The sequence below is a fragment of the Wolbachia endosymbiont (group A) of Sturmia bella genome (assembly GCF_964030905.1).
Classification (GTDB): domain Bacteria; phylum Pseudomonadota; class Alphaproteobacteria; order Rickettsiales; family Anaplasmataceae; genus Wolbachia; species Wolbachia pipientis.
In genome coordinates, this window is record NZ_OZ034988.1 from 135486 (window position 1) to 152095 (window position 16610).

Here is a 16610-nt window from a genome sequence, read left to right on the forward strand (position 1 = left end):
CATTCGTATTAACCTATCAATATTATCATCCATGTTATCAGGAAGTTAATTAATGAAAGAAAAACTGCTGCACTACCTAGATCTTTCACCTTTTTTGAAAGTATGTGTTGTTCACTGGAAATACGCTCAATTGTCGTTTCAAAAGCAGTGTTAACAATTTCCACAATTAACACCAGGAATAGGCTGCTTATCATTACTGCACGTTCTAGATTACTTACATCCAAAACAAACAAAATTGAGACACATACTATAAAAAGCAGTAACTCCTGTCTGAACGCAATTTCTGATATAAAAGCTGATTTTATTCCTTCACAAGAGTATTGAATTGCTTTTATTAGACGAATAATGCCCTTCTTCATTATTATTCACAAAACCCTTTAATCAAAATTTTAACTCATTTAGATTTGCTACACCCTATAGCATTTTTATCATTTGTTCACCCTATTGGTTTTGAAATTAAGATTTACCGCAACTACAATAAGTACTCTTATCATCACATTTTGGTGTTAAGTCAGGATAGAACGTGAGTATAGCATCATTCTTTCTTACAAACACTGATTGATAATTGTCATCTTCCATTTCATATAGACACATTCCATCTTTTCCTAATTCCTTAAACGCCTTAGTTGCAGAAATTATCGGCATGAAGGTTATATGCGTATCCATTTGGGCATTTAACTTTCACTTCCCCATCCTTACCCAAATATTTCATTCCAAATGTATAAACCGGCGGCTTAATATCTGATTCATTGCACAGGATTCCAACTGCCCATTTATCCTCTTGAGCTTCAACATATCTACCTACAAAATGCATACCACCTAATTTATCGTTTGGCTCACCACAAAAAATATGTCCAAACCCTATAGTTTCTTTTTCACTTCCACTATTTGTAAACCAAATGTTAGCCAGTTCATCTTTAAGTAACTCCAAATCCGCATCTGGCGTAATCACTTATATATTCCTTTCACTACTTCTTGATGCTGCGGACAACTAAGTAAAATTTTGAAATCTTCTTTATCTGGATGTGCTCCCCAATCTCCACAAACTTTCAACACTCCTCTATCGAAGTCAGTTAATTCTGAAACGGTGGCTGGTTGTGAACTGAAAAATGGTTCAAAATTGACTTCAACATTTTCTTCTACATAGCCGGTGTGAAAATAATGATCCTTAATATAAAAAATAAATCCTATTATTGGTATTATTAAACACAAAATTAGTTTAACTGTCTTTGACATAATCACGTTCACAAAAAAGCTAGCCTATAAGAAATAATTTAAAAAAGTTTTAATCTAATCGTTTTTGCAGAGCAGCAACTCCCGGCATTTCATCGCCACTTAACCAATCTAAAAATGCTCCTCCACCAGTGGAAACATATGTAAAATCCTTATCGGCAAGGCCTGCAGCGCTTATTGCAGATAGACTATCGCCTCCCCCTATTATGCTGGTTAACTTTCCTTTGTGCGTTAAGTCACTTACGATTTTCATTACCCCTATTGTACCGCTTGCAAAAGCTGAATGTTCAAAAACACCAATAGGTCCATTCCACAGCAGAGTCTTACTGCTTGCTATTATACTGCTTATTGTACTCAAAGTTTGTGGTCCGATATCCAAAATTATATCACCGTCCAAAATGGACTCAGTTCTTCTTGAAATACTAGTGCTGTAATCAGAGTTTACTGCAACCAGAACGTCTTCTGGCACAACTATTTTGCAATTGTTTTTATTTGCTGTTTCAAGAATATTATGCAGAAGGTCGTCAACACCATTTTGAAAGAAAGATTTCCCTATATTTACTTTGCTAAATGACAAAAAATTATTGGCTATTGCACCACCTAGAACTAGGTAATTAACCTTTTCTGTTAGCTTCATAAGCACTTTTATTTTAGTTGATATTTTAGCTCCCCCAACTATCGCAGTAATAGGTTTAGCTTTAAACGATACAGCTTTTTCAAGATACTTTAGCTCATCTTGCAAGCAAAACCCTGCATAAGAGGGTAAAAATTCTGTAATGCGTGAAATAGAAGCGTGAGCTCTGTGAGAGCAAGAAAATGCATCATTTACATATATATCCGCTAGAGATGCTAGTTGTTTGGCAAAATTTGAGTCACTTTGCTCTTCCTCTTTATAAAATCTTAGATTCTCTAGTAATATTATATCTCCTGCATCCATAACACTTACTGCTCTTTGTACTTTTTCACCAAAGCAATCGTCAATGAATTTCACTTTTTTATTTAGTAACTGCGATAAAGTGTCAATTACATTTTTTAGCGACAGATTATTGTCTCTGGCCTTTGGGCGTCCAAAATGTGATATAATAATAATCTTTGCACTCGCATTCACTAAATACTGAATAGTAGGCAATGCTCTCAAAATACGAGTGACGTCACGAATTTCTCCATATTTTATAGGAACATTGAAGTCAACTCTGAGTAAGACGGTTTTATTGTGAAGATCACAATTTTCTATACTAGGTATATTCATTACAAAATTGAAGCTATAAAGTCACTATACAGCAGTTTGATCTAAAGTAAAGTTTTAAGCTTACGAACGTTTAAGGAAATTTGCATGCCAAACGCTTGACACTGGAACCTTATCGTCATGCCATCACGAACCGTCATACCGCCGGGTATCTCTTAGCCGCTAACACGTAGCGGGATACTTGACCTTTACAGGGATGACGATTGTCGTTTAGCCATAAATATTTAAGAAATTTACTAAACAGAAAAAAAGGCAAAAGAAGCCCCGTGGTTGGCTAATTACTTACATTATACTTTCAAGTATGGCGTTTTTTTATTCTAAACGCTTAATAACCGCGATTTAGCTGCTTTTTAATGCAACTAACCTTTAGTCATAAATATTTAAGAAATTTACTAAACAGAAAAAAAGGCAAAAGAAACCCTAGGGTAGCTAATTATTCACTATCCATTTTTTAAGTTGGCGTTTTTTGATGTTTTAAATGCTTTATAAGCGTATTTCAGCTTGTATAGGTAAAAACCTAGAAATTTGATAAAGACATAGAGTGCACATAGTGCAAAAAATTAAACATGAGAGGCCAGATACGTTGAGTTTTTTTGTCATTTAATCTGTACAGAGAAGATAAATAAATAGCTTCAGTTTCATGATAAGGAGGCTGGCGGAGTTTGTCAAGTAAGTTTTTCGTTTAATCCGTTTCTTGATTTAGGTGCCCTTGACTTCCGGCTGGGTCGAATTTGTATAGCTACATTGTCGGTAAATCTAAATTGCTTTAATGATTTTGATTGAAAAATAGTTTTTCTATTATATAAATGCTACTTTAGGGTAATCAAAATGGAAGACGATAAATATAGCCTAGGTTTAAGAGTTATCCATTGGTTGATGGCTGTTTTTATTATCGGTATGCTTTGTTCTGGACTTTATATGAAAAGCCTGCCACTTAGCAATGAAGTTAAGTTCAACATATACGCTATTCATAAGGCTTGCGGTATCACTATTCTTGGATTAATCATAGTACGCATATTTTTTCGCGTCTTTACTTATGTTCCACCACTTCCAGCAAATTTTTCTCGGTTTGTAATCAATATAAGTAAAGCAGTACACTTTGGTTTATATTCTTTGATGGTGCTAATGCCACTATCTGGCTATGTCATGTCTTCTGCTTCTGGCAAACAGATCAAATATTTTTTTCATATCCCTTTGTTGATTAATCAAAACAAAGATCTAGCTAACACGGCTAACGAGCTACATTCGATGCTTGCATATTTTATGGTACTCTTTATAATCTTACATATACTTGGCTCCTTAAAACACACATTTATAGATAAACAAAACATTTTTAAACGTATGATATAGGTTATATGTTAAGTAGCCTCTGGAAAAAAGGAACAGATTTTCTTAGCAGTGAGTTTGCTATAATGGGTGGTGCTATGAGCTGGGTTTCAGAGAGAAACTTGGTCTCAGCAATCTCAAACGCTGGTGGTTTTGGTGTGATTGCATGTGGTGCAATGTTTCCAGACTTGCTAAAAAAAGAAATCATAGAGACGCAGCAATTAACTAACAAGCCATTTGGTGTAAATCTAATTACTATGCACCCAAAGTTGAGTGAGTTGATAGATGTGTGTATTGAAACGAAAGTGAGCCATATAGTGCTTGCCGGTGGACTGCCAACAAAGCCTAATATAGAAAAAATCAAGGGTGCAGGCATTAAAGTTATGTGCTTTGCACCAGCATTAAGCCTTGCGAAAAGGTTAGTAAAAATGGGAGTAGATGCATTAATAATAGAAGGAATGGAAGCAGGTGGGCATATAGGTCCAGTTAGCACTTCTGTTCTTGCACAAGAGATATTGCCTCATTTTAAAAATGAACAAATACCAGTGTTTGTTGCAGGTGGAATAGGAAGAGGTGAAATGATAGTTAATTACCTGGAAATGGGAGCAAGTGGCTGTCAAATAGGTACATTATTTGTCTGCACTAATGAGTCAATTGCCCACAAAAATTTTAAGGAAGTGTTTATTAAATCGGCCGCACGTAATGCAATACCTTCTGTACAGATAAGTGCTGATTTTCCTGTAATTCCAGTAAGAGCTATAGCCAACAAAGCAAGCGATGACTTTATGAAACGTCAAAAAGAAGTTATTGATGAATACCAAAAGGGACAGATCTCAAAAGAAGATGGGCAGCTTGAAATAGAAAAATTCTGGGCTGGAGCTTTAAGAAGAGCAGTAATTGATGGAGATGTTGAAACGGGATCTTTAATGGCTGGCCAAAGTGTTGGCATGGTTGATAAGGAAAAGCCTGTAAAAGAAGTAGTGGATATGTTAGTTCAACAAGCAAAGAATCATATTAATAGCAAATCTGTATAAGTAGAAAGCCCAGAAAGCAAATAGTTAAGCGACCTTCCAATAAGCAAGTTGCCGCAATTATTTATAATATGGCATAATTGCCCAGTTTTAATGTAAAATTAACGCTAAAGAGGTATCTATACATTTTGTTATGTATGGAGGAGTCTATGCTAAGTTCTAAAAAAGATATTAACCAACAATTGCACGACACTATATACAAAAAGGTAACAAAAGAAAATCATAAATATGGAAGCACACAAAAGGGAGATGGAACTATCAAAAAATGCATAGAGTTGTTCAAGGAAGGAGCTAGTCCTGAGGTATTAACTGAATTAGAAAAATCGCTGAGAGAACAATTAGAAAAATCACCAGAAAAACAAGAGGAATATCAAAAACATTATAAGTATTATATCGAAAACTTTCTTCCTGCATTGAAAGATGAAGTAATAAAATCAGAAGAACTAGCTGTACCTACAGTATTTAACAATGAAAGAGAACAATCACAAAGACCACAAACAATAAGAGGAAAAATAGTAAAAACAATTTTGGATATTACTAACAGGAGCAGCAGTGTAAGCTCAATACCAAATGCTGTTGAAGAAAATATTGAAGATCAAATGCAGCTAAAACATATTGAAGAGCAAAACAACACACAAGAAATACCCTTGAATGTAGCTGAGAAAAAAAGTGGTGATAATAAAATACTTAGTAATTCAGATGTTGCAGAGGAAGTGTTTGAAAAATATAGCAAGGTTGTGAAAGAAATAGAGGAGAAGAAAACTTCTAAACTCAGTAGTGGCAATGACTCAGATAGTGGAATAGACTCACCTAGAACGAGTAAAGAAAGTTTGAAATCACCAGTAAGTAGCAGAAGGAGCAGTTTAACTTTAGTAACAAGCACTTCATCTGAGGAAAGTTTAAACTCAACATTGAGCTCTGTTGAAGGAGATAATGGCTTACAACCAGAGGGTGGAGAAAAAACTGAGTTATTAGAATCAAATTTGGAATCCCCAAAAGAAAACGAGACTCAAGTGCAGCCAGAGCAGACTGTAAAAAAAGAGCCAAAAATGCAAGAAAATGAAAACTCAGATGGTCAAGCAAATCCAGATCAAGTTAAGAAAGATATCCTACTTAAAAACCAACCCAATAACAGAAATCTTCACGTTGCACTTGTAGCAGGTTGTGCTCTCTCCACAATAGGGTGCATTGTTGCAGGAGCAATGACATCAGGATTGATAGGAGCAGGACTACTTGCTATGGCTGCAGTGTTTGCTATAGCAGCAGTAGCTGAATTGCATTCAAACTTCCTATCAAGTAAATTAACATCCATTAATGTGAGTCCTCTTGTTGATGATAAAGAGCTTACAGCATGTTCACGTCTGTAAAAATTAAATATGTGTTACTTGTAGTGGATAAGTGAATTCAGTTCTTGCCTATTGATATAAAAGTTGTTATATTTAAGAAATGTTTAAAAGGTATTTAGTTGATGCGCATTCAATTGAATAAAGTTTTGGTTTTTATAGCCTTATTAAGTTTCATTTTTGCATCATATTCTAGCGAAGCAAGTTCGGCGAGTGATGAATTAAAGGGTATACAAGAAACGGTAAAAAATTTTATTTCTTCATTTTCAGTTAAAGATACTGTAGAAAATATGAGTCCTTCAACAATCATAGGGTTGTGTATAGCTGCAGTGATACTTGCAGTAGTGTTCAGAGGTCTAATCTTTTTTATGATAATGTTTGGTGTATTGGTCCTGATGTTCGGTAGTACAGAAAAGGCAACAGACTACTTAAAAGAAAAATTTAACTTTGCAAAAGATATAAAATTACAATCCGATAGCGAAAAAAAAGATAAAAATTAAGATAGTATTTTTATCTTTTTTAATTATCTTTATTGAATACGCATATGCAGTTAAAAGTACCAACAGTTAACTCTAAGCTTAAAAAAAAGAACAACTTAGCATTACTAGAAAGCATTGATTTAGATTTTGTTCCTTATGCTTGTCATTACGATGAAGAAACCATACTAACAAAACAGGGAGAATTGTTAAAAATAATCAAGTTAGAAGATTATTCTTCTGTTGATAACTACAGCGACCTCAGAACTGAAATTAGAAAAAGCATATCAAAAAATATTAATAGCCTGTGTTTTACCGTTTGGATTCATACCGTTAGAAAGCGCAATAAACTGAGCTTGAAATGGAATAAAACTGAAGACTTCTCTGACAACCTACATTCAACGTGGTTTAATAAACTAACTGATAGTAAATTACAGTATATAAATGAACTATACATTGTAATATTGTTTAGCGATTTTGGCAAGCATACTAATAATTCGTTTTTTTTCAATAGAATAAAGAATAAGCATAAGTTGTCTTTACAAGAAAGCCATCAGGAGTTGCAAAAGATAACTGACGTAATTCAAAATGATTTAGGACCTTTTGGAGCTAAAAAACTGAGTCTAAGGTTTAGTGAAGGTAAAATATATTCTGAAATGATAGAATTTCTCCACTATATTGTTACATTAACGCACAAAGATTATCCAATACATGAAAGGGACCTGTCGCAATATATTAGAAATTTTAAAATAGCTTTTGGTTTCAATACGTTTCAAACAATATTTGAAAATCAACAGAAATTTGGCTCTATTTTCAGCATAAAAGAATACCGGGAAATCTCTTTAGGTAATATAGATAGATGCTTGCAGCTTGAATCTGAATTTATCATTACAGAAATAATGATATTTACTAGTAATAACAAAGCAATAAAAGAATTTAAAAAACAAATCAACATGCTGCAAATTAGTGAGGATAATACCTTACTTAAAAGCTCAGGAATTGAAGAAATAATAGAGCTTGAAAAGACCTCTAGTATAGACTTCTGCCAACAGAAAATTATTTTTACAATATTTGCAGATGATAGGAATAAGTTAGCTGAAAGTATTAGTGATTTATCTTCTATAATGTCATTAGTTGGCTTCATGATGTTTAGAACTGATTTACATATGGAAAGTCATTTTTGGGCACAACTTCCAGGCAATTTTGCTTTTATTACGCAACCGAAAAATATCTTGACAAAATACGCTTGCAGCTTTGCTATTCTGCACGATTTTACGTCAGGTACATTAAAAGGAAGAAGGTGGAAAGAAGCGGTAATGATTTTTTTTTCAAAAAAAGGAAATCCTTACTTCTTTAATTTTCATGGAAAAAGAAATAATGGCCATACTACGATACTCGGAGCTCCAAATTCAGGCAGAACTTCACTCATTAATTTTCTATTATCAGAATCAAGAAAGTTTAACCCAAGAATTGTCATATTGGATAACACTGGAAAATCAATAATTTTTACTAAAGCAGTGAGTGGTAAATATTACATAATCGATCCAAAATATAAGGACAAAAGCCTAAAATTTAATCCACTAAACATTGAAGATAGTGCTTCCAATCGCAATATGTTGGTTGAACTGATCAGAAGAATGGTAGCCGATACGAGCTTGGTGGACGTAGAAGAAAAGATAAGAAAAATTGTGGATTCTATATTTGCTATACCCAAGGAATCACGTTCTATTTCACAAATTTCTGAGGTGCTCTTGCTCCTTGGGGGTAAGATAAGTAGATGGTGTGACGATGGTGACTTTGCTTACTTATTTCAAGATGGTGATGAATCAGATATTGACTGGGAAACAAAAATTATATCTCTCAACACCGCAAACCTTACAAAACAAAAGGAATGTATGTCCGTGATACTTTACTATTTTTTATATTCTTTTGAGGCAAAATGTGATGGCTCGCCTGCAATACTTGTTTTGGATGAAGCATGGGAGATAAGTAATATTTTTCCTACAGAGAAAGAGTTTGATAACTGGATGCAAAGAATGACGGAACTAAATGTTGTAGTAATCCTAAGTACTGAGAATTTAAATCTCGCATTTGCTAGCAAATTTACTCAATATTTAGATAAACATGTTGATACAAGAATCTTGATGCCGAACGTCAATGCAAATAGATTATACATGAAGGCATTTTCTCTATCGAAAGAGGAGCTGAATATAATTCTGCAGACGCCAACACAGGAAGGTTTATTTTTGATAAAACAGTACAAAGGATTAGTAACCTTAAATCTGGATTTGAAGGATATGCAAGAAATACATGTACTTTCAGCTAACAAAGAGACTATAAAGTATATGTATGAGGCAATAAAAGAAAAAGGAGAAGAAGTTAATGAGTGGTTACCGGTATTTTATGAGAAGTGTAAGGCTTAATTTCTTATTGATATTTTTTTTGATACTTGGTCTTTCGTATCAAGGATATGCTGATTGTCCAACATTTGTAGAAAGTAATACTTGGTGGGAAGCAATAGTTGGTGGAGATTTGGTAAAGGAAATTAAGGTGCAAGCAATAAAAGATCAAGGAGTTGATGGTTACTTTAATCCCAAAATTAGAGTATGTGCTTATGATGGACAAAGTTATTGTTATGACTTACAAAGTGGGGAATCCTGCCGCCAGATATATGGAACGCAAGGTACAGGAGCTGGAGTTTCTGCTGCAGCTTTTATCGACTGGGAAGGAGATAAAACAAAAGCTGGAGGAGAAATTGCTCGGGGTCTTAAATGGGAATGGGCAGACGGTGTTACTGATGAGGAAAAAAGAAGATTCGCTAACTCTCCTAAAATATGTGCTTGCAGTCAAAAAGTGGCTTGTATGTCAGGAATTTCTTCATGGGGTTCTAGAGTATTTTCGGGTGAGAATATTTTCCGTCCTGGGGAGATGGAAAAAGTCTGTGATACCTGCTACCAAACGGCAGTAAAATGTGCTCCTGTTCCACTTGCACCTGGCCCCCCTCCATTTTGTGAACAACTTGCAATGTCGCTTCCACAAGTTAGAATTGTTCCTATAACAGATAAAGACAATGATTACTTTAATCCTAAGGTTAAGGTAATCATTGGTGATCTGAAAGGAAGAGACGGAGAGATTGGAGAAAAATTAGATTTCCCTAAAGGGTATGGAGAAAATAAAGCTGAGTGGCGCTCTATTTTAGACAAAGATGGCATCACGTACTACTTCAAAACTTATAGAGAAAAAGATAAGCTCTGCGCTGAATACCTTGGAACTCAAAGTATAGATGAAAACAATCCACAGTTCATCCGCTGTTTTCCTGCACCACCTGCTCCAGAACCTGAGATAGTGGAGATAGTAAATGCAAATACATTGAAAGTAGAAATGAAGATGAGTGAGAGCACTTGTGCTAAAGCACATGGAACCTATAGTAATGGTTCCTGTACTTTTAATGTTAATACTGACCTCAACCATCCTATAAACATTGGCCCCCTATCTTTAAAAGTAGTAAAACCAGCAATAGTAGCAAAAACAACTGATAGTAATATTGATAATATTATAGAAGGTATATTAGAAAGTAATCCGCAACAATTTAAAGTTCTGAAAGAATATGGCTATGTTCCTGATGTGCAAATTAAATGTTCTAAAGGCGGAAGTTTTTATAGTTTTAATGATTTTGAGAAAAAGTTAAAAGACAAATCTATTCAATGTGAATTTAATAACTCTGGGCAGCCGGAAATAGAAGTAAAGTATAAAGGAAATTCTAACAGTAAAATGCTTTGTCTTTCTGGATGGCAGCCAGAACCAGAGGAGTTTGTTCTTAAAAGAGAAAATAAAATAATACCACTAAAATTAATGGGAACAAGATATACTAAATACAATGCTGTTTACTCCAAGGAATCAAATCAGTTCTATTATCTTCCAAGCAAGGAAATAGTTTACCCTTTGAAAGAAACTCAAGAGAGGTTGGATAAAATAATATTTAATAAGCAAGAGTATGGTTTCTTCCCTGATGAAAATGAGCAGAAGAAGGAAGAATGCAGTTATTGTGTGAAGAAAGATAGCAAAATAGACGAAAAATTAAAATCTGGTGAAGGACTGAAAGTAGTATACAAATTGACGGATGTAGAGCATAAAGAAGGATGTGAGCAAGGTGATGATGGTTGCATCTGCTTTGATGGAAAGTGTAGCCGTTCAAAACAATATTTGAATAAAAATGAAGATGATAAGCCATTCTACTTAAGGTATGAGGAAGTGGATTGTAAAGATAAGGATGGTAAAGTATTAAGAGATGAAAAAAATGAAGTACGAAAGTGTACACAATTAAAAGATCAACTGATTAAAGCAAACAGAACAGAGGTTTTTTACGCTGATAAATTGTGTAGGTTCGATTTAGAAGGTCTCAAAAAGAAATTAAAAGAAAAATTAAAAGAGATAATCAAGGAACATCTGAAAAATAAGAAACCAGATCTTGAAAAAAATAATGAAAAATCCTATGATCATAAAAATAAAGATGTTTATACAGATGACTTATCAATAAAATTTGATCGTATTAAAATAGAAGCGTGGGGAAGTGGTGAAGCAGGTCATATACAAGGTAGTGGCTGTGACAATCAAAAATGCCATTCTACTGAAAGCAGAGTAGGGATGCCAGGAGATTATATTAAAGCTAAACTGAAAATCGATCCTAATTATCCTATAATTAAGGTGCAAGTCACAGAGGGAGGGGGTAACCAGGAAAGTAACTTCTCAGATAAGGACGGGGACCTGTTTTCATAGAAATGTGCAATTCGCAGAAGCAACATTGCCAGCAACTGATTACTGTTGCAGGTGGAGGTGAGTATAGAACATACGGTGGTAAGGGTTATGAGGAAACAGTAATTCATAAGCAAGATTTAAAGCTAGAGGAGAAAATTGTAAAGGCAGATAAACTGGAGTCTACACAAGACAATCAAATAGCATATATAGAAAATGGTGAAATCAAGTATGAAACAGTAGAGTGTGGAAGTGGTTTGAGAAGCAGTAGATCTGGTGCAGGTGGCTGCATTAATAAAAGCAAAGGAATTTATGGTAAAGGCTCTCCAGGGTATGTGAAGATTAGACCTATTATAAAGGAATTTGACGAAGAAGAAATAAATGCTGCTATTAAAAAAGTAATAGAGGATCTATACGATCTTGAAACTATGACTGATTTTTGGGTAGGGGATCTTAACGTGAATATAAGAGGGATAATTAAAGAGGAAGTCAAAAAAGAATTATCAAGGTAAAAAGATATAGCTTTGGAAATGATGCTCTTGTTTTAATAATTAATTAAAGTAAAGCATGTAGTAAATGGTGTAATTGCTGTATCTTAACAAAAAGGTATAACGAATGTAGGAGGGTGCTTTATGTCTCTAAAGAATAAAATTTCTGAGTTAATAGAACAACAATTTAGCATTAAATACCATGACAATTATTTGGCTTACACTATACATAATTGGGCTGCAAGCGAAATATCTGATTCTATTACTTTTTGCATAATTGGTTGTGGAAATTGCAAGATTGGATATCAAGATGTTGCAAAGTCATTCAACATAACAAAAGAAGAAATTGACCAAGGTAATATTGCAAGCATAGAAAGTAAAATAAAAAGTGAAGCTGAAAAATCAGGTAGCGAGTTTTCTGAGTTGATTTCTAGAGTGGATCAATCGCTAAAAGAGCAGAGTGAAAAGTCTATTGTACAAATTTTAGATTCATCCGCTGAGGAGATGTTAAGGAGTTTCTGTGATAGCCCTGTACAGTCTCCAGAGCCTCAAGAACCCTCTGCTTCATCTGAAGAGCATGCTACAGAAGGCCCAGAAACTAGTGTTAATTCAGATCTTTTGTCAACCTAATCAACCCCATATATATGTTTTTTTTGTACCCATGCTTTGCGTTTTGGGGTGGAAAGAAAGCACCATTCTTCGTTGCATTTTTCTATCTTCATCACAACAAACTTGTCTATTTTCATAGTAATCTTGCTGTCTACACTCTGTTTTTGATATCCATAAGTATCTTCTTTTACAATCGCGTAGCGCTTATCACTAAGAAGATTGCCTTTTATCCATCCGCAGTCTTCATCTATATCGCAGACCTTTTTCCAACTCTCAAACTCTTCTATCACTTTCAGGGGCAGATTTTTGCAAGTGTATATCCATTTTACAGGATAGTGAAACCCTGGCCCCGTTCTCATGTTGATCTTATTTGATTTGGTTGAAACAAAGTTGTTAGCAAACAAGCTATGGCTAAATAATAAAAACAATAGGATAATAGTACTGAACCAAGATCCCAGTGTCACGCACTGGGATAACGTGAGGGATAGTGTAACAGACTTATTCATCATAATTCACGATTAGGTTGACATAAGATAAAGAGTAAATTAAAAATTGAATAGATCTTTAAATGCAAAATCAATGCCTATAGAAATATTAATACCTGCTCTTTCACCAACAATGAGCAAAACTGGAGGAAAAATTGTAAAGTGGCATAAAAAAGAACAAGACAAAGTTGAAGTAGGCGACGTAATTGCTGAGATAGAGACTGATAAAGCCATAATGGAGTTTGAATCTATAGATGAAGGAGTTTTAGCAAAAATTTTAGTAACAGAAGGAACAAGTGGCGTGCCTGTAAATCAACCAATAGCTTTAATGCTGGAAGAAGGAGAAGATGAAAGTGCACTTAACAACTATACTTCAACTTCCATCAATAGTGCAGTTAAAAAGGAAGTGACAAAAAGTGCTGTTGATAATCAAAAATCAGAACACCAAGATTTAAACGGAAAGCCAATAAGTCATTCTTCGGTGTCATTCCAGCGCGTGACGCTGGAATCCAACCCCTCAATGTCATCCCAGTGCTTGACACTGGGATCTAGAAAAGAAGAATGGATCCCAGTGTCAGCTACTCAGATGACAGAGGGTTATGCAGAAGGTAGAACAAAAATAAGCCCATTAGCTAAGAAAATAGCTCAAAATGAAGGGGTTAATGTGCAGCAATTAAAAGGTACAGGACCATATGGTCGCATAATTAAGGCTGATGTGTTGGAGTTTTTAGGCAGTGGTATACATACTGAAAGTCCTGAGAAAGATACCATAGTTGAAGTAAGCAACATGCGCCAAGTGATAGCACAGCGCCTGACTGAATCAAAACAGAATGTTCCACATTTTTATTTAACTGTAGACTGCCAGGTTGATAAGTTAATATCGTTAAAAAACGAGATTAACTCAGCAGATGAAAACAATAAAGTAACAATTAATGATCTAATCATAAAAGCTGCAGCTTTCAGCATGAAAAAATTTCCTGATATAAATTCTTCGTGGATAGATAATAAAATACTGAGATATTCAAATATAGATATTTCAATCGCTGTGGCACTTGAAGATGGGCTAATTACTCCTATAGTAAAAAATGCTGATAAAAAGGGTATTTTATCTATATCAAAAGAAGTGAAAGATTTAGTAAGCAGAGCAAGATCTGGAAAATTGAAACCTGAAGAGTTTCAAGGAGGAGGGTTTACTATCTCCAACTTAGGGATGTTTGGTATAAAAGCCTTCAGTGCTATAATCAATCCGCCGCAATCTTGCATTATGGCAGTTGGTGCATCTAAAAAACAACCAATTGTTATGAATGAGAAAATAGAAATAGCAGAAATAATGACAGTAACGCTCTCTGTTGACCATAGAGCAGTTGATGGGGCACTCGGAGCAAAGTTTTTAAATGCCTTTAAGCATTATATAGAGAATCCTCTGGTGATGCTTATTGAAACTGCGGTAATCTATTAGCATTGTTATTACAAAATTAATACCTCTAAGTTTATACTTTTATTAGTTAATAGGTTTAGAGGTAAAAAAATGAATACTACAGTAGAAAAAAATAATCCAAAAATTTTTCCTCAAAATGAAGGAAAGATTAACTCAAAAGGCATGGTTGCCCCACCTGTTCCTCCGAAATCTTCCCAAGCTAAATTTGCTGGAATAAAAGCAATTTTTGAGCGAAATGTACCTCATTCTCAAGCAAATGATAGTAATAAAACAGTGAGTAGCAATCTTGGAAGAACATTTGGCCCAACAATGCAAAAACTCATGGAAGACAACATTCATAGCACTCCTAACAAACAACGCCGCAATTCAGGGGATAGTGGTATCAGTGGTATTAGTAGCAGCACTTCTGATGATGAGGATAGAACAATAAAAGATAAAATGATGGAAAATGTTAAGCAGGATAACCATCAAAAAAGCTTTGATTTACATAAAGTACAAGCAACTGATGAATTAGAAACCGTAAAATTTCTCAAAACGCTAAGCAAGAAAGAAAGAGAAAAACTTGGTTTTTCTCCTAAACAGCAAAATAACCAAAAGGTTGAGACTAGCAAAAAAACTTATAATCCACTTGATTGGAATCCAATCTATCAAGGTAAAAAGCTCTTTAGCTTAGGCAATATGTCGAGTAATTCGTCTTCATGTAGTGAAAAAAGCAATATTTCAGATGTAAGCGATAAGTCTAATAATTCAAACATTGTTAGATGTAATATTACTAGGAGTAACAGTAAGGAAGACCTTCGTAAACCTGATGCTTCACATAATGACAAATCTGCAGGTAAAAAATTATCTAATGTCAATGTAAGCGAATTAATCAGAAAGTTTGAACAAGGTAATGACATAGTAAAAGGGCGTTAATCAAATGTTACCCTATCTTTGTATATGTAAAGGTAGGGTATCTTTTCAAAATAGTATATCCTTTATAGCTTTGTTAATTTTTGACTCCCTCTCTGCAAAAGCAGTTTCTAGAGAGGTTTTAAGTTTTTCCCATTCTTCTTGACCATTTAGAACTAAAGATTTATATTTATTTTCAATTTTTTCCAATGCTCTTTGATATGAAAAACCTAATTCCTCATATATATCAATATTTATCGATTGCAGTATTACCAAAAATGAAAACAAATTCGGATCAGGTAATTCTTCTCTTGTGTGATTCAGAAGACACAGCTTTATTTTTTTTACGCAGTATTCTATTGTTTTTAACGATAGTGACAGGCTTTCTGCATAAAATATAAAACTATCTACAATCAAATTTTTTGACTTTTTCGGTAATTTAATATTTTCAAATAGTTCTTTTGTAAATTTTTCTATCGGTTGTTTTGGCAAATGTAAAGAGAGATCAGTAAAAGATTTTAGGTCAAAATTTGGTCCAAGTATTGTGCTGATTGCTCTTTGTACATTACTCTTATCTTTACTTACAGAAATAATGAAAACCAGCCCCTCCACATCAAGCATATACTTTATAGATTCCAAAAAATCGACAACGAATTTAGGACGGCACACATCAAGATTATCCACCATTATATAAATGTTTTTGTCTTTTCTGATTTTATTAACCACATCCGCTAACTGTGTTTTAAAATCTCTAGTACTCTCTTTTCTTCTTTGGAGAAGACTTAATTCACTCAAGACAAAACCTATGTCTTTTTTATCAGCCTCTTTTGCAGCATCAAGAAATACTGAAAGCATAGCAAGTGGAGATTTACTGATCAGCTTTCCTAGTGTGTTTAGAGAAAATAGCTCTTGGTTTATGTTCTTGAACTGTTGTATAACACTTCTTTTTACTTTATACGATACAAATAAATCTTCAAATAGGAAATTTAAAAAAGAAGGCAGTGGTTGGTCCAATGCATTGATATCCCATGCACTATAATAAGCTGCAATTTCATTTTGCTGTTTTAACTCTTTTACCCATTCTTTCAAAAAAAACGTCTTGCCCCATCCATCATATCCTTCCAAAGATATTATTGTAAAAGACTGATCAATTGTTTTAATTATAGTGTTGAATTTACCTGAAAATTGCTTATAGTTTAGGTGGTTATTTTCCCAAGCCACCACTTTAAGTGGTGGCACTATTTTTTTCTTTTTGAATGTTATTAGCGATATAAGTTTTTTTAAGCACATGT

The 16610-nt window shown here is 34.1% G+C and carries 12 protein-coding genes and 2 pseudogenes; 9 read left to right on the top strand and 5 right to left on the bottom strand.

Annotated features, from left to right (window positions below; all coding sequences use genetic code 11):
• Nucleotides 1-8 precede the first annotated feature (8 nt).
• The 3 genes and pseudogenes from ACQH3L_RS00715 to ACQH3L_RS00725 all read right to left on the bottom strand — a co-directional run bounded on the left by ACQH3L_RS00715 (nt 9) and on the right by ACQH3L_RS00725 (nt 2482).
• Nucleotides 9-359, bottom strand: a complete 351-nt coding sequence (locus tag ACQH3L_RS00715) for a diacylglycerol kinase (protein ID WP_007549043.1) — start codon at nt 357-359, stop codon at nt 9-11.
• Nucleotides 360-456: 97 nt separating this feature from the next.
• Nucleotides 457-1236, bottom strand: a pseudogene (locus ACQH3L_RS00720) (EndoU domain-containing protein).
• 49 nt (nt 1237-1285) lie between these two features.
• Entirely contained in the window at nt 1286-2482 is a 1197-nt protein-coding gene (locus ACQH3L_RS00725) for a phosphoglycerate kinase (RefSeq protein WP_425384844.1), read from the bottom strand.
• 825 nt (nt 2483-3307) lie between these two features.
• Between ACQH3L_RS00725 and ACQH3L_RS00730 the strand changes: the two genes are divergently transcribed.
• The 7 genes and pseudogenes from ACQH3L_RS00730 to ACQH3L_RS00760 all read left to right on the top strand — a co-directional run bounded on the left by ACQH3L_RS00730 (nt 3308) and on the right by ACQH3L_RS00760 (nt 12525).
• A complete protein-coding gene (locus ACQH3L_RS00730; protein ID WP_425384845.1) occupies nt 3308-3829 on the top strand; it encodes a cytochrome b in 522 nt (173 codons plus the stop codon).
• 5 nt (nt 3830-3834) lie between these two features.
• Entirely contained in the window at nt 3835-4839 is a 1005-nt protein-coding gene (locus ACQH3L_RS00735) for an NAD(P)H-dependent flavin oxidoreductase (protein WP_425384846.1), read from the top strand.
• A 146-nt stretch (nt 4840-4985) separates the two neighbouring features.
• Entirely contained in the window at nt 4986-6203 is a 1218-nt protein-coding gene (locus ACQH3L_RS00740) for a hypothetical protein (protein ID WP_425384847.1), read from the top strand.
• Between the two features lie 101 nt (nt 6204-6304).
• Entirely contained in the window at nt 6305-6679 is a 375-nt protein-coding gene (locus tag ACQH3L_RS00745) for a hypothetical protein (RefSeq protein WP_022626145.1), read from the top strand.
• A gap of 44 nt (nt 6680-6723) precedes the next feature.
• A complete protein-coding gene (locus ACQH3L_RS00750; protein ID WP_425384848.1) occupies nt 6724-9078 on the top strand; it encodes a type VI secretion protein in 2355 nt (784 codons plus the stop codon).
• Nucleotides 9059-11919 (top strand): annotated as a pseudogene (locus ACQH3L_RS00755) (hypothetical protein). Before ACQH3L_RS00750 ends, ACQH3L_RS00755 begins: the two are co-directional and overlap by 20 nt.
• Nucleotides 11920-12039: 120 nt before the next feature.
• Nucleotides 12040-12525: a WBM0748 family T4SS-associated protein gene (locus ACQH3L_RS00760; protein ID WP_010082090.1), complete on the top strand. Its 486-nt coding sequence runs from the start codon at nt 12040-12042 to the stop codon at nt 12523-12525.
• Here the strand turns inward: ACQH3L_RS00760 and ACQH3L_RS00765 are convergent.
• The gene (locus ACQH3L_RS00765) at nt 12522-13013 is read right to left on the bottom strand and encodes an SH3 domain-containing protein (RefSeq protein WP_007551030.1); all 492 of its coding nucleotides are present in this window, start codon (nt 13011-13013) and stop codon (nt 12522-12524) included. The genes ACQH3L_RS00760 and ACQH3L_RS00765 overlap by 4 nt on opposite strands.
• Nucleotides 13014-13083: 70 nt before the next feature.
• Between ACQH3L_RS00765 and ACQH3L_RS00770 the strand changes: the two genes are divergently transcribed.
• Both ACQH3L_RS00770 and ACQH3L_RS00775 read left to right on the top strand, forming a co-directional pair.
• Entirely contained in the window at nt 13084-14448 is a 1365-nt protein-coding gene (locus ACQH3L_RS00770) for a pyruvate dehydrogenase complex dihydrolipoamide acetyltransferase (RefSeq protein WP_425384849.1), read from the top strand.
• 69 nt (nt 14449-14517) lie between these two features.
• Complete coding sequence (locus ACQH3L_RS00775) at nt 14518-15342, top strand: hypothetical protein (protein ID WP_425384850.1); 825 nt, start codon at nt 14518-14520, stop codon at nt 15340-15342.
• Between the two features lie 45 nt (nt 15343-15387).
• Here the strand turns inward: ACQH3L_RS00775 and ACQH3L_RS00780 are convergent, their stop codons facing one another.
• Nucleotides 15388-16608, bottom strand: a complete 1221-nt coding sequence (locus ACQH3L_RS00780) for a KAP family P-loop NTPase fold protein (protein ID WP_425384851.1) — start codon at nt 16606-16608, stop codon at nt 15388-15390.
• Between the last annotated feature and the right edge of the window lie 2 nt (nt 16609-16610).

Coding starts and splice junctions, on each gene's coding strand:
- ACQH3L_RS00760 (WP_010082090.1), top strand. CDS start 12,040: ATGTCTCTAAAGAATAAAATTTCTGAGTTAATAGAACAACAATTTAGC.
- ACQH3L_RS00765 (WP_007551030.1), bottom strand. CDS start 13,013: ATGATGAATAAGTCTGTTACACTATCCCTCACGTTATCCCAGTGCGTG.
- ACQH3L_RS00770 (WP_425384849.1), top strand. CDS start 13,084: ATGCCTATAGAAATATTAATACCTGCTCTTTCACCAACAATGAGCAAA.
- ACQH3L_RS00775 (WP_425384850.1), top strand. CDS start 14,518: ATGAATACTACAGTAGAAAAAAATAATCCAAAAATTTTTCCTCAAAAT.
- ACQH3L_RS00745 (WP_022626145.1), top strand. CDS start 6,305: ATGCGCATTCAATTGAATAAAGTTTTGGTTTTTATAGCCTTATTAAGT.
- ACQH3L_RS00715 (WP_007549043.1), bottom strand. CDS start 359: ATGAAGAAGGGCATTATTCGTCTAATAAAAGCAATTCAATACTCTTGT.
- ACQH3L_RS00735 (WP_425384846.1), top strand. CDS start 3,835: ATGTTAAGTAGCCTCTGGAAAAAAGGAACAGATTTTCTTAGCAGTGAG.
- ACQH3L_RS00725 (WP_425384844.1), bottom strand. CDS start 2,482: ATGAATATACCTAGTATAGAAAATTGTGATCTTCACAATAAAACCGTC.
- ACQH3L_RS00780 (WP_425384851.1), bottom strand. CDS start 16,608: ATGTGCTTAAAAAAACTTATATCGCTAATAACATTCAAAAAGAAAAAA.
- ACQH3L_RS00730 (WP_425384845.1), top strand. CDS start 3,308: ATGGAAGACGATAAATATAGCCTAGGTTTAAGAGTTATCCATTGGTTG.
- ACQH3L_RS00740 (WP_425384847.1), top strand. CDS start 4,986: ATGCTAAGTTCTAAAAAAGATATTAACCAACAATTGCACGACACTATA.
- ACQH3L_RS00750 (WP_425384848.1), top strand. CDS start 6,724: ATGCAGTTAAAAGTACCAACAGTTAACTCTAAGCTTAAAAAAAAGAAC.